The organism is Paraburkholderia sediminicola (assembly GCF_046026895.1).
Classification (GTDB): Bacteria; Pseudomonadota; Gammaproteobacteria; order Burkholderiales; family Burkholderiaceae; genus Paraburkholderia; species Paraburkholderia sediminicola_C.
Genome location: NZ_JAQQEU010000014.1, coordinates 137,200 through 153,729, shown reverse-complemented (window position 1 = coordinate 153,729; position 16,530 = coordinate 137,200). Strand labels below are relative to the sequence as shown.

Below are 16,530 nucleotides of genomic sequence, written 5' to 3'. Positions count from 1 at the left end.
GAAGCGTCCCGTTAACTGTCGGCGTTAAGAGGCCCGCTCTGCAACTGCGATGGGGTTGCGCCTCGGCATGATCCACGAAAGACGCTGCCAGTATCGGAATTCGCCGGTCAATGCCAGCCGACGTGTGACAGATAAAAAACGGGCGACCCGGAAAGGCCGCCCGCGTCAACCGTCTCGCGATACTGCATCGACACCCTAGCGCACCCGCCCCTCTTTCCACGCAGTGAGCAGTTGATCGTACTTGACCGTTTCACCTTTCGGTTTCTCGTTTCCGAGCTTCTTCCACGGTGCGTGCTGCTCCGACAACCATTTCGCCGGATCGCTTTCCGGATTCAATTCCGGCGCGCAAACCTTCATTCCCGCACGCTGCAAACGGGCCAACACCTGGTCCATTTCCTTCGCCAGATTATCCATCGCGGCTTGCGGCGCTTTTTCTCCGGCGACGGCCGTCGCGACGTTCTTCCACCAGAGTTGCGCCATCTTCGGATAATCGGGCACATTGTTGCCGGTCGGCGTCCAGGCGACGCGTGCCGGGCTTCGATAGAACTCGATCAGGCCGCCGTATTTGTCCGCGTTCTTCGTGAAGAAATCGCTATGGATATCGGAATCACGAATGAACGTGAGACCGACAATCGACTTCTTCAGCGACACGGTTTTAGACGTCACGAATTGCGCGTATAGCCACGCGGCAGCCCGCTGATTCGGCGGCGTCGACTTGAAGAAGGTCCACGAGCCGACATCCTGATAGCCGTTCTGCATGCCCTCTTTCCAGTACGGACCGTGCGGCGACGGCGCCATCCGCCACTTCGGCGTGCCGTCCGCGTTGGTCACGTTGCCGGGCTTCAGCATCGATGCGGTGAACGCGCTATACCAGAAGATCTGCTGGGCGATCCTGCCTTGCGCCGGCACCGGCCCGGCTTCGTTGAAGGTCATCCCCGACGCTTCGGGCGGAGCGTATTTCTTCAGCCAGTCGATGTATTTGGTGGTGGCGAAGACCGCGGCCGGACTGTTCGTGCCGCCACCGCGGGTGACCGACGCACCCACCGCGTGGCAGCCGTCCGGCGTGACGCGAATGCCCCATTCGTCGACCGGCATGCCGTTGGGGATGCCCTTGTCGGCTTCGCCCGCCATCGACAACCACGCATCGGTAAACCGCCATCCTAGCGACGGGTCTTTTTTGCCGTAATCCATATGACCGTAGACTTTTTCTCCGTCGATCGTCTTGACGTCGTTCGTGAAGAATTCGGCGATGTCCTCATACGCGGACCAGTTCACCGGCACGCCAAGATCGTAGCCGTACTTCGCCTTGAACTTGTCCTGCAAGTCCTTGCGCGCGAACCAGTCGGCGCGGAACCAGTAAAGATTCGCGAACTGCTGATCGGGCAGCTGATAGAGCTTCTTGTCCGGCGCGGTGGTGAAGCTCGTGCCGATGAAGTCCTTCACGTCGAGTCCAGGATTCGTGTATTGCTTGCCTTCGCCGGCCATATAGTCGGACAGCGGCATGATCACGCCGTAGCGATAATGCGTGCCGATCAGATCGGAGTCGGAAATCCAGCCGTCGTAAATGCTCTGGCCCGATTGCATCGAGGTTTGCAGTTTCTCGACGACGTCGCCTTCCTGAATGATGTCGTGCTTGACTGAAATGCCTGTGATCTCGGCGAACGCCTTGGCGAGCGTTTTCGATTCGTACATGTGTGTGTCGAGTGTTTCGGACACCACATGCACCTCTTTGACGCCGGCTGCTTTGAGCTTCGCGGCGGTGTCGATGAACCATTTCATCTCATCCATCTGTTGCTGCTTCGACAGCGTGCTCGGCTGGAACTCGCTGTCGACCCACTTCTGCGCGTCGGGCGTGCCGGCGATCGCGGCGTGGCTCGTCAAGCCTGTCGCGACGACGCCTGCCACGGCGAGCGTCACGATTCGTCTCCTCTTTTGCATGGCTTTCTCCAGTGTCTCCACGCCCCTTGGATCAACTGCAGGGGTCCGCCCGGGGCATCAACGGAACCGGTCTGTCCAGATACGCAAATCTTGAGGACGCAACGCTGTTCACCCTCTCCACATGACTAGAAGCAGCACGAGCATCGATGCCGCGAATCCGGGCCATGCGCTCGCCTTCTCCGCGCTGATGCCGATCCATGCGAGATTGATGTACGCGGCAATCAGCAGCCCGATAAAGAGCCGGTCACCGCGCGTGGTCGCGATCGGCAGGAAGCCTTTGCGTTCGACGGTCGGCGAGCGGATTTCCCACACGGTCATGCCGGCCAGCATCACCACGATGCAGCCGAAAAAGACCGCTACCTCGGGCGTCCAGTACATCCACGTCAACATCAGACTCTCCCCATCGCAAAGCCCTTCGCGATGTAATTGCGCACGAAGTAGATGACGAGCGCGCCGGGCACGATGGTCAGCACGCCCGCCGCCGACAGCACGCCCCAATCCATCCCGGCCGCCGAAACCGTGCGCGTCATCACGGCGGCAATGGGTTTGGCGTTGACGGTGGTGAGCGTGCGCGCGAGCAGTAGCTCGACCCAACTGAACATGAAGCAGAAGAACGCGGTCACGCCGACCCCCGACTTGATCAGCGGCAGAAAAATCTTCATGAAGAATGCGGGGAACGTATAGCCGTCGATGTACGCGGTTTCGTCGATTTCGCGCGGCACGCCCGCCATGAAACCTTCGAGAATCCAGACCGCGAGCGGCACGTTGAACAACATGTGCGCGAGCGCGACCGCGATATACGTGTCCATCAGACCGACGCTCGAATAGAGCTGAAAGAACGGCAGCAGGAACACGGCGGGCGGCGTCATCCGGTTGGTCAGCAGCCAGAAGAACATATGCTTGTCACCGAGAAAACGGTAGCGCGAGAAGGCGTACGCCGCTGGCAATGCAACCAGCACCGACATCACCGTGTTCATCAGCACATAGATGATGGAGTTGAGGTAGCCCCAGTACCACGACGGGTCGGTGAAGATGACCTTGTAGTTGTCGAAGGTGACTTGATGCGGCCAGATCGCGAATGCCGACATCGTCTCCTCGTTCGTGCGCAAGGAGATCGACAGCATCCAGTAGAGCGGAATCAGCGCGAACAGGATGTACACCGTCAGCACGACAACGCGCAACCAGCGGTTATTGCGCATGAGCGTCTCCCGTGTCGACCGGAGCTAGCGCTTCAGCGCTTGCTTCGCTCCCGGGCAAGACAGCTGCTGTCGTTGCCGGGCCGCCTTTGCCGACGCGCTCCATCCAGTTGTAGAGGATGAAGCACAGAAGCAGGATGATCAGGAAGTAGATCAGCGAGAACGCAGCTGCGGGCCCGAGGTCGAACTGCCCGACCGCTTTTTGCGTCAGGTACTGCGACAGGAACGTGGTCGAATCGCCCGGACCGCCGCCCGTCAGCACGAACGGCTCCGTGTAGATCATGAAGCTGTCCATGAAGCGCAGCAGCACCGCGATCATCAGCACGCCGCGCATCTTCGGCAGTTCGATGTAACGGAACACCGCGAAGCGGCTTGCGCCGTCGATTTCGGCGGCCTGATAGAACGCGTCGGGAATCGCGCGCAAGCCTGCATAGCAGAGCAGCGCGACGAGCGGCGTCCAATGCCAGATGTCCATCACGAGCACCGTGATCCACGCGGCAGCGGGACTGGCCGTGTAGTTATATTCGATCCCCGCGCGATTCAACGCATAACCGAGTAGACCAATATCCGGCCGCCCGAAAATCTGCCAGATCGTGCCGACCACGTTCCACGGAATCAAGAGCGGCATCGCAAGCACGACCAGCGAGGCCGACGCCCGACATCCGGACGCGGGCATCGCCAGCGCGAGGCCGACGCCGAGCGGGATTTCGAACAGCAGCACGCACGCGGAGAAGATGATCTGCCGCCCGAGCGCGCCGCGCAGGTCGTCGTCATTGATAATCGCGCGAAACCACTCGGTGCCGACGAACACATGTTGCGTCGGGCTGATGATGTCCTGCACCGAATAGTTGACCACCGTCATCAGCGGCAAGATCGCCGAAAACGCGACGCAGATGAACACCGGTACGACCAGTAGCCAGGCTTTCTGGTTGACGGGCTTGTTCATCGCGCGATCCTTTCGTCGTTGCTGAAGAACACCGTTTCTGGAACGGCGAGCTTCAACCAGACGGTGCCTTCGGCGACACGCCGATGCGGTTCGACTTTGGCCCGGAAGACGTGGCCGTCGCATTGCGCGGTGACCAGTTGGTAATTGCCCAGTTGTTGCACGCGCAGCACGTGTGCTTTGACCGCGCCGGATTGGCTCTCGTGCGCGAGGCGCACGAACTCCGGGCGAATCCCGAGCGTCAGCGTGCCGCTCGCGTGCTTTAGGGTATCGAGTGTATGCGGGTCCAGTTGCAGGTGCTGCGTGCCGATTTTCAGACTGCCGGAGTCCAGAGCGACCGGGCAAAGATTCATCCCCGGACTGCCGATGAAGTAGCCGACGAACGCGTGATCAGGACGCAAAAACAGCGCTTCTGGACCGCCTTTCTGCACTACGCGGCCGTTCGTCATCACGACGACTTCATCCGCGAAAGTCAGCGCCTCGACCTGATCGTGCGTCACGTAGATCAGCGTCAGCTTCAGTTGCTGATGGATCTTCTTCAACTGTCGGCGCAGGACCCACTTCATATGCGGATCGATCACGGTCAGCGGTTCGTCGAACAGGATCGCGGCGACATCCTTGCGTACGAGACCGCGCCCAAGCGAGATTTTCTGCTTTGCATCCGCCGACAGATTGTTCGCTTTTCGCGGCAACTCGCGCGTCATGTCGAGAATCTCCGCCACTTCGTGAACGCGCTGATTCACGTCGCGCGCCGCCATTTTCCGGTTGCGCAGCGGAAACGCGAGGTTGTCGAACACGCTCATCGTGTCGTAGATCACCGGGAACTGGAACACCTGCGCGATGTTGCGTTCGCGCGGGCTCATCGCGGTAATGTCGCTGCCATTGAACAGCACCTTGCCTTCCGACGGCCTGACGAGACCCGACACGATGTTGAGCAGCGTGGACTTGCCGCAACCGGACGGCCCGAGCAACGCATACGCGCCGCCGTCTTCCCAGACCATGTTCATCGGTTGCAACGCGTAGTCGTCGAGCGTGGCGGGGTTGGGTGCATACGCGTGCGCGAGATTCTGGAACTCAATGCGCGCCATGAGCCGCCTCCGGGCCGGACAGCAGCTTCGTGTCCGCGCCGAACACGAACAGTTCGTCGGGATCGATGTACACGTCGAGGTGCGTACCGAGACCGATCTGATGCACGCCTTGCAGTTGCGCGACCAGATCGACGCCGCCTTGCCGCGTGTGCAGATGCAGGTAGGTTTCGGAGCCGCTCAATTCGGCCAGTTCGAGCCGGCACGGCACCGCGACGCAGCGCTGAGTCTGTGGCGCGAGTCGCAGATGGCCGGGACGGATGCCGATGTGACACGTGTCATTCCTGCCGACGGCACGCGCGCTTGCCCGTTCGAGCGGCACGTCGATGCCAATCGGCAGGCGCGCGGTGCCGGCGGCGGTGAGATCGCTGACAAGCATGTTCATCGGCGGATCGTTGAAGACGGCTGCGACGTCGACATTGGCGGGCGCGTTGTACACATCGAGCGTCGGGCCGTATTGCAGCACGCGTCCCCTGTCGACGATCGCCGTATAGCCGCCGAGCAGCAGCGCTTCGAGAGGCTCGGTCGTCGCATAGACGACCGTGGTTTTGCCGTCCGCGAACAGCGCCGACAGTTCGACGCGCAATTCTTCGCGTAGTTTGTAGTCGAGATTGACGAGCGGTTCGTCGAGCAACACCAGTGACGACCGCTTGACCAGCGCCCGCGCCAGTGCACAGCGCTGCTGCTGGCCACCGGAGAGTTCCCACGGCCGCCGGTGCAGAAGATGGTCGATATGGAGTTTCGCGGCGACTTCGTGTACGCGCCGTTCGACCTCGCCGGCGGGCGTCTTTTGCAGCTTCAGCGGTGACGCGATGTTGTCGAACACCGTCATCGCCGGATAGTTGATGAACTGCTGATAGACCATCGCGAGGTTGCGCTGTCTGACGCTGACGCCGGTCACATCGTTGCCGTCGGCGAGCACGCGGCCCGAAGCTGGGCGGTCGAGGCCGGCCATCACGCGCATCAGGGTGGTCTTACCGGCTTGCGTCGGTCCCAGCAGCACGTTGATCGCGCCGGGGACAAGCCGCAGATCGACGCCGTACAGATACGTCTGGGCGCCCGAAACGACTGTCACCCGCTCCAGTTCCAAGACCAAATCGCTCTCCTTTGTTCTGGTGCGTCTCCGGTGCTGCGGGTGCCTGACGCGGCACAGGCGTGCGATCTAACTAGCGACGCTTGCGCGTTGACCTTCGCGGGGGTCTCCAGCGCCTGACCGGAGAGCGAAGCGTGCCCTTTTTTCTTAAAGCAATTCAAAACAACGAAATGAATGTTCCTTTTTGTTCGTTTGGGTATAAATTGGTGTTAACCATACAGTCTACAAACAATGTCGTTCCTAGATCATTACTGACGTTAATACATTTTCTTCCAAATAAACTGTTTTTTGCATGATGTTCGTAAGAAACACGTCGCCTGACAGAAAGACAATGGCCTGACAAATTGCCTGCTCGCGCTCGCTGGACACTAAATTGCCGCGTCGGCACGTCACAGCGCCATCCTCCGGCAGCTGTCATCGCGAGCGATGCAGCGCTGAAGGCAAGTCGCCTCTTTCAGTGACGGCGTGGGAATGGAGAATGTGCGGCGAGCCGTGCTCGATGCCAGCATGACGCGCAGTCATGCAGTTCGATTGGCGGCCATCGATTGATGCAGAAGTCGCGATCTGCATGTTGATGCGTAGGCTATTGCCTCGCTATCCGGCCCGAACGACGGCTATGCGTCGAGGTACGTGAACCTCGCGCATCGATGGTTCCGCAGCAGCCTGGCTGCGGACGGCAGGCGTCGTGTGGTCAATCACGAAGCGCCGGGCCGGCGTGCACGCCGGTTAGAACACACCGCTGCGCACGTCGCCTCCCATGCGGTAATTCCGGTTACTCTGATCCGGATTCCGGTTCACCAAGGGCCGCGCATACAGAGGATGGTGGAGACTCCGTATCTCATGTTCGAGCCTGAAGCACTGCGCGCCGCTCACCGGATCGATGACGTCGGCGAAGCGGTATTGATGAGCTTCCTCGCCGTAGGTCAGTTCGCGCTCGGCAAGCCGGGTGTAGGGTTCGGAGAAGTTGGCGATATAGATCTGGATGTGATGCCCATCGTATTCCGGGATTGCCGCGAGCGTTTCTGCGTAGACCAGTTGCTGATGCGTTCCGACCGCGATCACCGCCTGCTGCAAACCGTTGTGGTCGCGGATCTCAACGGACGCATTGAAGATCTCGCGGTAAAAAGCGGCAATCGACCCCGCGCAGCCGGCCGGCACATCGAGTTGCACATAAGCGATGCCGAGATCGATGGCCGACCATGGAACGTTCGCCTGATATGCGTCCGCATCGAGGCAGTCGTAACGGTTTCCCCATGGACAGGTGACCTCTACGCGGCCGGCTCGCTCGGTCCATCCGAACGCGGTTCCATCGAGCGCTGGCCTGACTTCGCGCAGCCGTGCGAGCAGCGATTGGCGCTCGCCCACGACGAGCGCGACGTGCCCACGCAGTCGCTGCGCGCCGCCGTGCGGCAAATGAATCTGCGAACGACCGATGTTGATCCACATATTGGTCACGCCGGTCATCAGATAGGGATCACGCGTGAGCCCGAGTCCACTGACATAGAACGCGGTCGCGAGACGCTGGTCCGGTATTGTGAGGTTGACATGCTCCAGCAGCACCAGATTGCCTGTATCTTGACGCGCGTAATCGGAACGTTTCATCTGATTGCCTTCAGAGAGTTCAAACACTCGGTATAAAGATTTGGAAAGCACGGCTGGCATTTGCTACGCGTATGCTTGCCTGGTTCGATGCCAACCGGCGTTACGTCTCGATGCGTCGATTCGGTTTGCGCTGCACCTCGAGGCAGTTTTATTGCATCCTGCCGCAAAGGCTTTTCATCGGAGAACTTTCAGCCGGTTATCGTCGATGTGCTCTTGCTGCATGATCCATATTAACGCGGTGGCGACCGTCAATGCCGGAGGGAATGTGGCGAGTCACGCTTGACGCTGTTTATGTTTACTCCGGATTCGGGAAGCCAAGCGCGTCAGCCTTCGTCCTCAGCTCCGCGAAACGGCCGCCCGCCGGGCTCACTGCCGTATCGGGTACGGCGCCGCCCGGCGTGACCTGGCTCTTATCCAGTTGTGCAATGCCTGTCACGACGCTGGCCGCCGACGTCGAGCACGCAGCGCCGAACACTCCCTGTGTGACGGAGATGAGGGGCGCGTCGATGCGTGGCGCGTCCGCCAGATCCAACGCATACGCGAGGTTGACGGTTCCCGGGTCGCTTCCCCGTACGCCGAGCGGGTCGAGCCCGAAGCGCCATGCAAGCAGTTGGTGGATCGAACTGGGATCGAACGGATAGCGCGCAACACTGTTCGCACGCACGCGCGGTCCGAGCAACATGCAAGGCACGCGAAAGCCGAGCCGCCCGTCGTTGCCCACGGCGCTTTCGGCGGCCGACACCGGCCTCACCGGCGGCGCGACATGTTCCATGAAGCCACCCCACTCGTCATAGACGACGATCAGGAGCGTCTTGCTCCAGTTCGGGCTTGTGCGTAGTGCATCGTAGATCTGCCCCAACAGCACCTGGCCGTTGCGCACGTCGGCATGCGGGTGGTCGTCGTTCGACGTCCCCTGTGCTTCACCGCCGAAGCTCGGATCGACCATACAGAACGACGGCAGCAGGCCAGCGGCGGCATCGGTCAGGAACTCGGCAAACAGCTTCGAGCGTCCGACATAGCGGGTTCCGTAGAGCGCCGTGAACGGAACGTCGTGGAAATAGTAGGTTGACGACACGTTCTTCGCGTCGAGCCGGTCCCAGATGGTCGGTAACGACGACGAGTCGAGCGTGTCGGCGAGACGATCCGTTTCACCGCTATGCAGGTAGATCCGGTTCGGGTAGGTATCGGCGAGAATGCCGCTCATGTAGTAATCGCAAACAGTGTATTGCGCGACAGCGCCTCGATAAAAGTCGAGATCCGCAGACCGGAAATAGCCGATTGGCAGCAAGTCGCCAGGCGTGAGGCTTGTGCCCGCTGTCCGCAGAAAACCGTTCATCGCGCCGTTTGCCAGATGGACGCGGCCGGCGTCGTACGCGTGATTCGGGTCCGCAAATGCGCAGCCCTGGAATCCATAGGCCGGATCCGCAGCGAGCGCAAACGAAGGGTGAGTTGCGCCGAACGCATCGGTAAATGTGCGTCCTGTCTGCGCGCTTTCGGCGTTTGGCACCCAGCCCAGCAGATGATCGAAGGAACGGTTTTCCATCGTGACGAGCACGATATGGTCGATGCCGGAGGTCGTCGGATCGGGCAATGGAGGACGCGGCAGATTCGCGCGATCCGGCGGGACTGCGCCGATCACCGGATTCGTCGACCCGCCTGACCCGGAGACGCCGCCGCCACCTCCGCCGCAAGCCGACAATGCGACAGAACTTGCAAGCGCGGCGAGAATTTTGCGGCGGGCGGGATCGGGCGGATTGGTGGGCCGCGTGCTCATATTTGTTGTCTCCTATGGGTCTATACGCAGGTTGCGCGGCTGCTTTCGCGCCGCTGTGCGACTCAAGCGACCGACGTAGCATTTACTGTTCCCCATCCCCGAGCGCATACCCTCCGCGCGCCCAATGTTTCCCACATCAGTAGTTATCATATGTTGCGTTGATTATTTTTCTGTCAACATATGTATCAATTCAATTGCGATGGGGAAATTGCTATGAACCACAGGCTGCTGATTGCCCTCGCGGCTTTTGCCGTGCTTTCGACGATCGCTTCAGCGCAGGAGACGCAGTCGACCTTGGCAAAAGTCCAGCGCGGGAATTCGATTTCGATCGGTCACCGCGAAACGTCGGTGCCGTTTTCTTACGTCGATGCGAATAATCAGGTGATCGGATTTTCCCAGGATCTTTGCAACAAGATCATCGATTCGGTGAAAGCCAAAACCGGCCACCCCGATCTGCAGGTCCGCTTCGTACCGGTTACCTCGCAGAACCGCATTCCGCTCGTTCAGAACGGCACCGTCGACCTCGAATGCGGTGTGACGACGAACCTGACGTCCCGGCAAAACCAGGTCGCGATTTCCGACACGTTCTTCGTTGCCACGACGCGTCTGCTTACGCGTAAAGACTCGGGCGTCAAAGATTTCGCGGACCTTGCCGGAAAGACCGTGGTGACCAACCAGGGAACCACGTCAGAGCGTCTGCTCAGGAAGATGAACGAGGAGAAAAAGATGAACATGCAAATCATCAGCGCGAAGGATTACGGCGAAGGCCGTGTCACGCTCGAAACCGGCCGGGCTGCGGCCTACATGATGGACGATGTCCTGCTCGCCGGCGCGCGCTCGCTGACGGCGCGGCCTGCTGACTGGGTCATTGTGGGAACGCCTCAGTCGTCCGAAGCGTATGGTTTCATGCTCCGCAAAGACGACCCGGAGTTCAAGAAGCTGGTTGACGACGTCATGGTTCATGCCATGAAAAGCGGCGATATTAAAGCCATGTACAGCAAGTGGTTCTTGAAGCCAGTGCCGCCGAAAAGCATCAATTTCGATTTCCCCATGAGCGAAGCGCTGGAAAAGCTGTACGCGGCGCCAAACGACAAGGCTTTTGATTGAGACGGGGCGTCACCTCGGTGGCGCGCTTGAAATACGGTGGGGAAATATCCATGTCAACCTACAAAGAGACGCCGCGCGTTACTGCCGGCCTGCCCCACGCACCGTCCCCCTCTCTCCCATTCAGGTCGGCATTGCGCCGCTGGAACCTGCGGGTGCAGTGGACGATTGCCGTGCTCAGCGCAATCGGCGCCATCATGTCGGCCCGCTGGTACGGCAGTTATGGCACCGCATTGGGCATGGCGCAGTTCCTTGTAATTTTTGGCCTCTTCGGGGCCGGCCTCAGCCACGCGATCTCGATCTTGCGGGCGCAGTTGAACGCACTGTGCGATGGCGACCTGGTGCGCGACGTATGTTTGCCGGGTCGCGACGAACTGGCTGCGCTGGGGATGCGTGACGACCACTGACGCTATCGAGTTACAGGTTTAACGGGTAGTTCTGCTCACGGATGCAGCGCCAATCCCTTCACCGCGTTATCAACCATCTTTCTCGGTCCACGTAAAGCGACTCCGACCAGATCGGGTTGATCAGCCGGCTCGGTGCTAAACACAGCGCGATTGTCGTCGTCATTGCCGGTCGAAAACATTGCGTTCACATAGACGGCCATCACGAGTTCTCGTTGGTGACCTTGCTGGAACGCCCTTCGCAAGCCGGAAAGATCACCTGTATGGATCATCATCGGTTGACCGAGTAATGCGGCGTATTTTCGTCCGTTCGCATCTTCGTAAGGCTTTCCCATCGCGTCAGGCGCGGCCGCTGCTATGCCGGTCGCCAAAAAAGCGGTGACATTCAGTTTTTGCCACGATGCCAGATCTTCACGCACCACGATCGCCACTTTAGTTTCAAATTCCATCAGTTCCATTTCCTCACCGTATTCATACACGCAAAGCGAGAGCGGATGCCGTGCGACATACGGGCACGCCGGCAAACATCGCCTCGCCGACCCGACGTTCCGAGAAGACCGACGAGCCGTTCCCGGCAAGACTAATTCGCTTTCCTCGCGCAGTCTGGAAGATTTGTGCAACGTTTGCTGTAGTGCGCTGGCGTGAGTCCATACGCGCGCCGGAACCAGCGTCCGAGGTGGCTCTGGTCGGAAAAGCACAACGAATGCGCAACGTCGGCTGGCAGCGCGCCGAGTCCAAGCAGTTGACGAGCCCTGGTCAGACGCAGTTGAATCAGATAAGCGTGTGGCGCCAGTCCAAAACAGCGCTTGAACGCGCGTGATAGCCGGAACCGATCCACTGCGCAGGCGGCCGCCAGATCGTCCAGTCCGACGTCATCTTCGACATGGGCATGGAGATATTCGCGCGCGCGATGTGCGACATCCTGGAGCCTGGGCCCGCGTTCGCAGCATATGCGCCAGTCGAGATGGCGGCTGAGGCGTTCGAATAACGCATCGGTTGCGGCCTGCCGCACGACGTGCATTTCTTGCGTATGCAGTGCGCTAAACAAAGTCGCAATTGCCCTGACGAGCGAGACATCGTCGACGAGGGTCTGCGGGAAAGAGGGGGCGCCCGATTGCGGCGTTTCGCTGGACCATGCCCGGAGTTCGCGCGTCAGCCACTCCGGTTTGAGATACAGCATCGAATAGGTGAACCCGCCTTCCGACGGTGCGTGTCCGTCGTGGATGTCGCCCGGTTCGAGCATGAAGACGTTACCCGGTGTGCTGGTGACGCGGGCGCGGCGGCAGTCGAATTGCTGGACGCCGTGTTCGGTATAGCCGAGAAGATAGGCGTCGTGCCAATGTTGATCGTAGGCATGACCCTCGAAATGAGCACGAAGGATTTCGATTTCCGTGCTCTTGTCCTTGCGTATATCGATCCAGTTATTTCCTGCCATGGGAGCGTGTTCTCGTTTGGCGACCGGCGTAAGCTCACAGCACCGACGCATTACCGGGCCCGCATAGCCAATAAGCGCAAGCCTCGTCGTCGATGTCAATTTTATGCGGTTAAGAACTCTGCTGCCGGCATCCGTGCATTTGGGCTTTCGCCCATTTCTCCTTGGCCTCTACTCTCCGTGCGAGAAGTCAGCATATTGTCTGCTTCGCGTGACTAGATTTCGTCAGGTTAAACCGTCGCTCAAGGCATCGTTCAGCAGCTCGAGGGTTTCGAGCGCTCCGCCTGCGAATCCAATTCCGCGATGCGATGCAATGCCCGAATCCTTGGGATTGATTCTGATGACATGCGAGCCGACGCGCTCGCTGAAATGACGAACAGTGGGGATGGTCTTGCCCGCTCCAATTTCCATGACGACAGGTCGTTTGACCGAAGCGAGCCACGCATACAAGCGCGACTCCTGCGCTTCCGTGCGCTGAGCGATCCAGTCAAAATCCCCGAACATGAGAATGTTGGGCCGCGCGATAGCTCCGCAGTGTGGACAGGTCGGCAGATCGCCAAGCAGACGACAGTTTGCCTCGTCGACAATCGGCTCAAATGCTTGCGCCGACCATATGGCATCGGAACAGAACTCCGAGCACTGCATCATATGGATGGAGCCGCGGCATTCCGCTACGCGTGCCTCGTGAAAACCCGCTTTCTGGAATTGACCATCGACATTACTCGTGAAGACGGCCGTCCCGCCCGGCATGTTTTCAGCCCAACGGCGGAGTATCTGGAAGCCATGGTGAGGCACGGTGCGCCGATAGAGCTGGAGTCGGTGACCATAGAATCCCCAGCAGAGCTCGGGAGAGCTGGCCAATGCTCGCGGGTTTGCCATGTCCTGGAACGTCAATCGATGAGCTCTCAACGCCGGATAGGCTCGCCAGAATCCCTCCGCGCCCCGAAAATCGGGTAGCCCCGAGTCCACCCCCATACCGGCACCGGCCGTGACGAGCAGACCGTCTGCCTCACGGATCCACGAAACCGCGCACTTCAATTTCTCGCCTTCGTCCATTGAATCCGCTCTTCCAAATCGGGTCTTCGCTCGGGTGGGCCCAGATCGGCTTGGACCTCTGAGCCCTCAGGCGACAATAATGCGGTGGTCCTGTCGGTTCGGCAAGCGCATCAATCAGGCAACGCCTGGAAGGACTCGGTCCGGGCATGTTCCGTGCGACCTAACTAGCGTTCGCACAGCCAGCCAGGCACCGCGCTCATCCGCTACCGATCAACATGGACGCCATCCACAGCAAAACCGCTTCGCCTCCTACGCCCTCCGGCGCTCCCACCGGCTTCGTGCGCGTGCGCGGCGCTCGCGAGCACAATCTGAAAAACGTCGACGTGCAGATTCCACGTGATGCGCTCGTCGTGTTCACCGGGGTGTCGGGCTCGGGCAAATCGTCGCTGGCCTTCGGCACACTGTACGCCGAGGCGCAGCGGCGCTATTTCGAATCGGTTGCGCCGTACGCGAGGCGCCTGATCGAGCAGGTCGGCGTGCCCGAAGTCGACGCCATCGAGGGGTTGCCGCCCGCGGTCGCCTTGCAACAACAACGCGGCACACCGAGCGCGCGCTCATCGGTTGGCAGCGTGACCACGCTTTCGAGCCTGGTGCGCATGCTTTATTCCCGCACCGGCGACTATCCGCCGAAACAGCCGATGTTGTTCGCCGAGGACTTCTCGCCCAACACGGTGCAAGGCGCCTGTCCGACGTGTCATGGGCTGGGGCGCGTGTACGAGGTCACCGAGAAATCCATGGTGCCCGACGACTCGCTGACCATCCGCGAGCGCGCGATCGCCGCGTGGCCGCCGGCCTGGCACGGACAGAATCTGCGCGACATCCTGGTGACGCTCGGCTACGACGTCGATACGCCTTGGCGCGACTTGCCGAAGAAGGATCGCGACTGGATCCTCTTCACCGACGAACAGCCGACCGTGCCCGTCTACGCTGGCCTCACGCCGAAGGAGACCCGCGCCGCGCTCCGACGCAAAGACGAGCCGAGCTATCAGGGCACGTTCACGGGCGCGCGCCGCTACGTGCTGCACACCTTCGCGAACACGCAAAGCGCACTGATGAAAAAGCGCGTGTCGCAGTACATGATCGGCAGCGTCTGCCCGTCTTGCCACGGCAAACGGCTCAAGAAAGAAGCGCTCTCGGTGAAATTCGCCGGGCTCGACATCGGCGAGTTTTCACAGTTGCCGCTGGCGGGTCTCGCCGCGCTTCTCGAACCGATTGCGCGAGGCGAATGGCCGGACCCGGCGACGGCGACGACGGCCAAGGGCAGCGTGCTCAGCAGGAGCGCCATGCGCGAGGCCGTCGACAAGCGGGTCGCCGCGGGCGGTTCCGCGCATAAAGCTTCGCCCGACGTGCGGCGCACGCCGAACCTGTCGGGAGAGAAACGCGTCGCGGCGCAGCGCATTGCCGCCGAATTGGTCGAGCGCCTGACCACGCTGGCCGACCTCGGGCTCGGCTACCTCGCGCTGGAGCGCAGCACGCCCACGCTGTCATCGGGTGAACTGCAGCGCTTGCGACTGGCCACGCAACTGTCGTCGCAGCTGTTCGGGGTCGTGTACGTGCTCGACGAACCATCGGCCGGCCTGCATCCCGCCGACGGCGAAGCGCTCTTCAGCGCGTTGCAAGCGCTGAAGGCGGCGGGCAATTCGCTGTTCGTCGTCGAGCACGATCTGCAGATGATGCGGCGCGCAGACTGGCTGGTCGACGTGGGCCCGGCGGCTGGTGAGGCCGGCGGTCATGTGGTGTATAGCGGGCCGCCAGCGGGACTCGCGACGGTCGCGGCATCGCAGACCCGCAGGCATCTGTTCGCCCCGCCCCCGCCCGTCGATCGCACAGCGCGCGACGCCGCGGGCTGGCTGCGGCTCGCCAATGTCACACGTAACAATTTGCACGGGCTGAACGCCGCGTTCCCGCTCGGCTGCCTGACGACCGTGACGGGCGTGTCGGGCTCGGGCAAGTCGAGCCTCGTGAGCCAGGCGCTGCCGGAACTGGTCGCCAGCCGGCTGGGACGGATCATCGAAAGCCCGGACGAGGACGAACAGGACCCGCTGCTCGCCACCGCGACGGCGCCCACGAGCGGCCATATCGCCGACGGCATGGACGCGCTGCGGCGGCTCGTGCGGGTCGATCAAAAGCCGATCGGGCGCACGCCGCGTTCCAACCTCGCCACCTACACGGGCCTCTTCGACCACGTGCGCAAGCTGTTCGCGGACACACCCAGCGCTCGCAAGCGCCGCTACAGCGCGGGGCGTTTCTCGTTCAATGTCGCGCAAGGCCGTTGCCCGACCTGCGAAGGCGAAGGATTCGTGAGCGTCGAACTGCTCTTTCTACCGAGTGTGTATGCGCCTTGCTCGACCTGCCACGGCACCCGCTACAACACATCGACGCTGGAGATTACATGGCGCGATAAAAACATTGCCGAAGTGCTGGGCATGACCGTCGACGCCGCGTGCAGTTTCTTCGCCGAGGTAGCAGGCGTGATGCGCGCGCTCAAGGTACTGCGCGACATCGGCCTCGGCTATCTGCGGCTGGGCCAGCCGGCCACCGAGCTATCCGGCGGCGAAGCGCAGCGCATCAAGCTCGCCACCGAACTACAGCGCGCGCAGCGCGGAGATACGTTGTACATCCTCGACGAACCGACAACCGGGCTGCATCCCGCCGACGTCGACCGGCTCATGGTGCAATTGCAGGGGCTCGTCGACGCGGGCAATACGGTGGTGGTGGTCGAGCACGATATGCGGGTGGCCGCGCAAAGCGACTGGGTCATCGACGTCGGCCCGGGAGCCGGCGACGCCGGCGGGACGATCGTGACGAGCGGCACGCCGGCTGAAGTGGCGCGCGAAAAGGCGAGCCGCACGGCCGTGTATCTGCGGCAACAACTCGTGGCGTGAACCGGAGAGGACGCATCG

14 protein-coding genes are annotated in these 16,530 nt (G+C 61.1%); 3 read left to right on the top strand and 11 right to left on the bottom strand.

What is annotated here, in order from left to right; genetic code table 11:
• Nucleotides 1–195: 195 nt before the first annotated feature.
• The 8 genes from PQR02_RS13195 to PQR02_RS13160 form a co-directional block, all read right to left on the bottom strand.
• Complete coding sequence (locus tag PQR02_RS13195) at nt 196–1,938, bottom strand: ABC transporter substrate-binding protein (RefSeq protein ID WP_408230868.1); 1,743 nt, start codon at nt 1,936–1,938, stop codon at nt 196–198.
• Nucleotides 1,939–2,046: 108 nt separating this feature from the next.
• Nucleotides 2,047–2,328: a DUF2160 domain-containing protein gene (locus PQR02_RS13190; protein ID WP_408230865.1), complete on the bottom strand. Its 282-nt coding sequence runs from the start codon at nt 2,326–2,328 to the stop codon at nt 2,047–2,049.
• Nucleotides 2,328–3,137 (bottom strand): carbohydrate ABC transporter permease, encoded by an 810-nt coding sequence (locus tag PQR02_RS13185; protein WP_408230862.1) that lies wholly within the window; start codon nt 3,135–3,137, stop codon nt 2,328–2,330. The genes PQR02_RS13190 and PQR02_RS13185 overlap by 1 nt, the downstream gene beginning before the upstream one ends.
• Nucleotides 3,127–4,080 carry a carbohydrate ABC transporter permease gene (locus PQR02_RS13180; protein ID WP_408230859.1) on the bottom strand — a complete coding sequence of 318 codons (954 nt, stop codon included), beginning with the start codon at nt 4,078–4,080 and terminating at the stop codon, nt 3,127–3,129. The genes PQR02_RS13185 and PQR02_RS13180 overlap by 11 nt, the downstream gene beginning before the upstream one ends.
• Entirely contained in the window at nt 4,077–5,165 is a 1,089-nt protein-coding gene (locus PQR02_RS13175) for an ABC transporter ATP-binding protein (protein ID WP_408230856.1), read from the bottom strand. Before PQR02_RS13175 ends, PQR02_RS13180 begins: the two co-directional genes overlap by 4 nt.
• Nucleotides 5,152–6,258: an ABC transporter ATP-binding protein gene (locus PQR02_RS13170; RefSeq protein WP_408230853.1), complete on the bottom strand. Its 1,107-nt coding sequence runs from the start codon at nt 6,256–6,258 to the stop codon at nt 5,152–5,154. Before PQR02_RS13170 ends, PQR02_RS13175 begins: the two co-directional genes overlap by 14 nt.
• A gap of 723 nt (nt 6,259–6,981) precedes the next feature.
• A complete protein-coding gene (locus PQR02_RS13165; protein ID WP_408230850.1) occupies nt 6,982–7,857 on the bottom strand; it encodes a VOC family protein in 876 nt (291 codons plus the stop codon).
• A gap of 295 nt (nt 7,858–8,152) precedes the next feature.
• A complete protein-coding gene (locus PQR02_RS13160) occupies nt 8,153–9,631 on the bottom strand; it encodes an alkaline phosphatase family protein (RefSeq protein ID WP_408230847.1) in 1,479 nt (492 codons plus the stop codon).
• 213 nt (nt 9,632–9,844) lie between these two features.
• On the opposite strand from PQR02_RS13160, the gene PQR02_RS13155 reads away from it, so the two are divergent.
• Both PQR02_RS13155 and PQR02_RS13150 read left to right on the top strand, forming a co-directional pair.
• Nucleotides 9,845–10,738 (top strand): glutamate/aspartate ABC transporter substrate-binding protein, encoded by an 894-nt coding sequence (locus PQR02_RS13155; RefSeq protein WP_408230844.1) that lies wholly within the window; start codon nt 9,845–9,847, stop codon nt 10,736–10,738.
• Nucleotides 10,739–10,869: 131 nt separating this feature from the next.
• Nucleotides 10,870–11,142, top strand: coding sequence for a hypothetical protein (locus PQR02_RS13150; RefSeq protein ID WP_408230841.1), 273 nt, complete (start codon nt 10,870–10,872; stop codon nt 11,140–11,142).
• Between the two features lie 35 nt (nt 11,143–11,177).
• Here PQR02_RS13150 and PQR02_RS13145 read toward each other — a convergent pair whose 3' ends face one another.
• The 3 genes from PQR02_RS13145 to PQR02_RS13135 form a co-directional block, all read right to left on the bottom strand.
• Nucleotides 11,178–11,588, bottom strand: coding sequence for a DUF2000 family protein (locus PQR02_RS13145; protein ID WP_408230889.1), 411 nt, complete (start codon nt 11,586–11,588; stop codon nt 11,178–11,180).
• A 131-nt stretch (nt 11,589–11,719) separates the two neighbouring features.
• Nucleotides 11,720–12,574: an AraC family transcriptional regulator gene (locus PQR02_RS13140; protein WP_408230838.1), complete on the bottom strand. Its 855-nt coding sequence runs from the start codon at nt 12,572–12,574 to the stop codon at nt 11,720–11,722.
• 222 nt (nt 12,575–12,796) lie between these two features.
• Nucleotides 12,797–13,627 (bottom strand): SIR2 family NAD-dependent protein deacylase, encoded by an 831-nt coding sequence (locus PQR02_RS13135; RefSeq protein ID WP_408230835.1) that lies wholly within the window; start codon nt 13,625–13,627, stop codon nt 12,797–12,799.
• A gap of 215 nt (nt 13,628–13,842) precedes the next feature.
• Between PQR02_RS13135 and PQR02_RS13130 the strand changes: the two genes are divergently transcribed.
• On the top strand, nt 13,843–16,512 hold the full coding sequence (locus PQR02_RS13130; protein ID WP_408230832.1) for an excinuclease ABC subunit UvrA: 2,670 nt from the start codon (nt 13,843–13,845) through the stop codon (nt 16,510–16,512).
• Nucleotides 16,513–16,530: the final 18 nt, after the last annotated feature.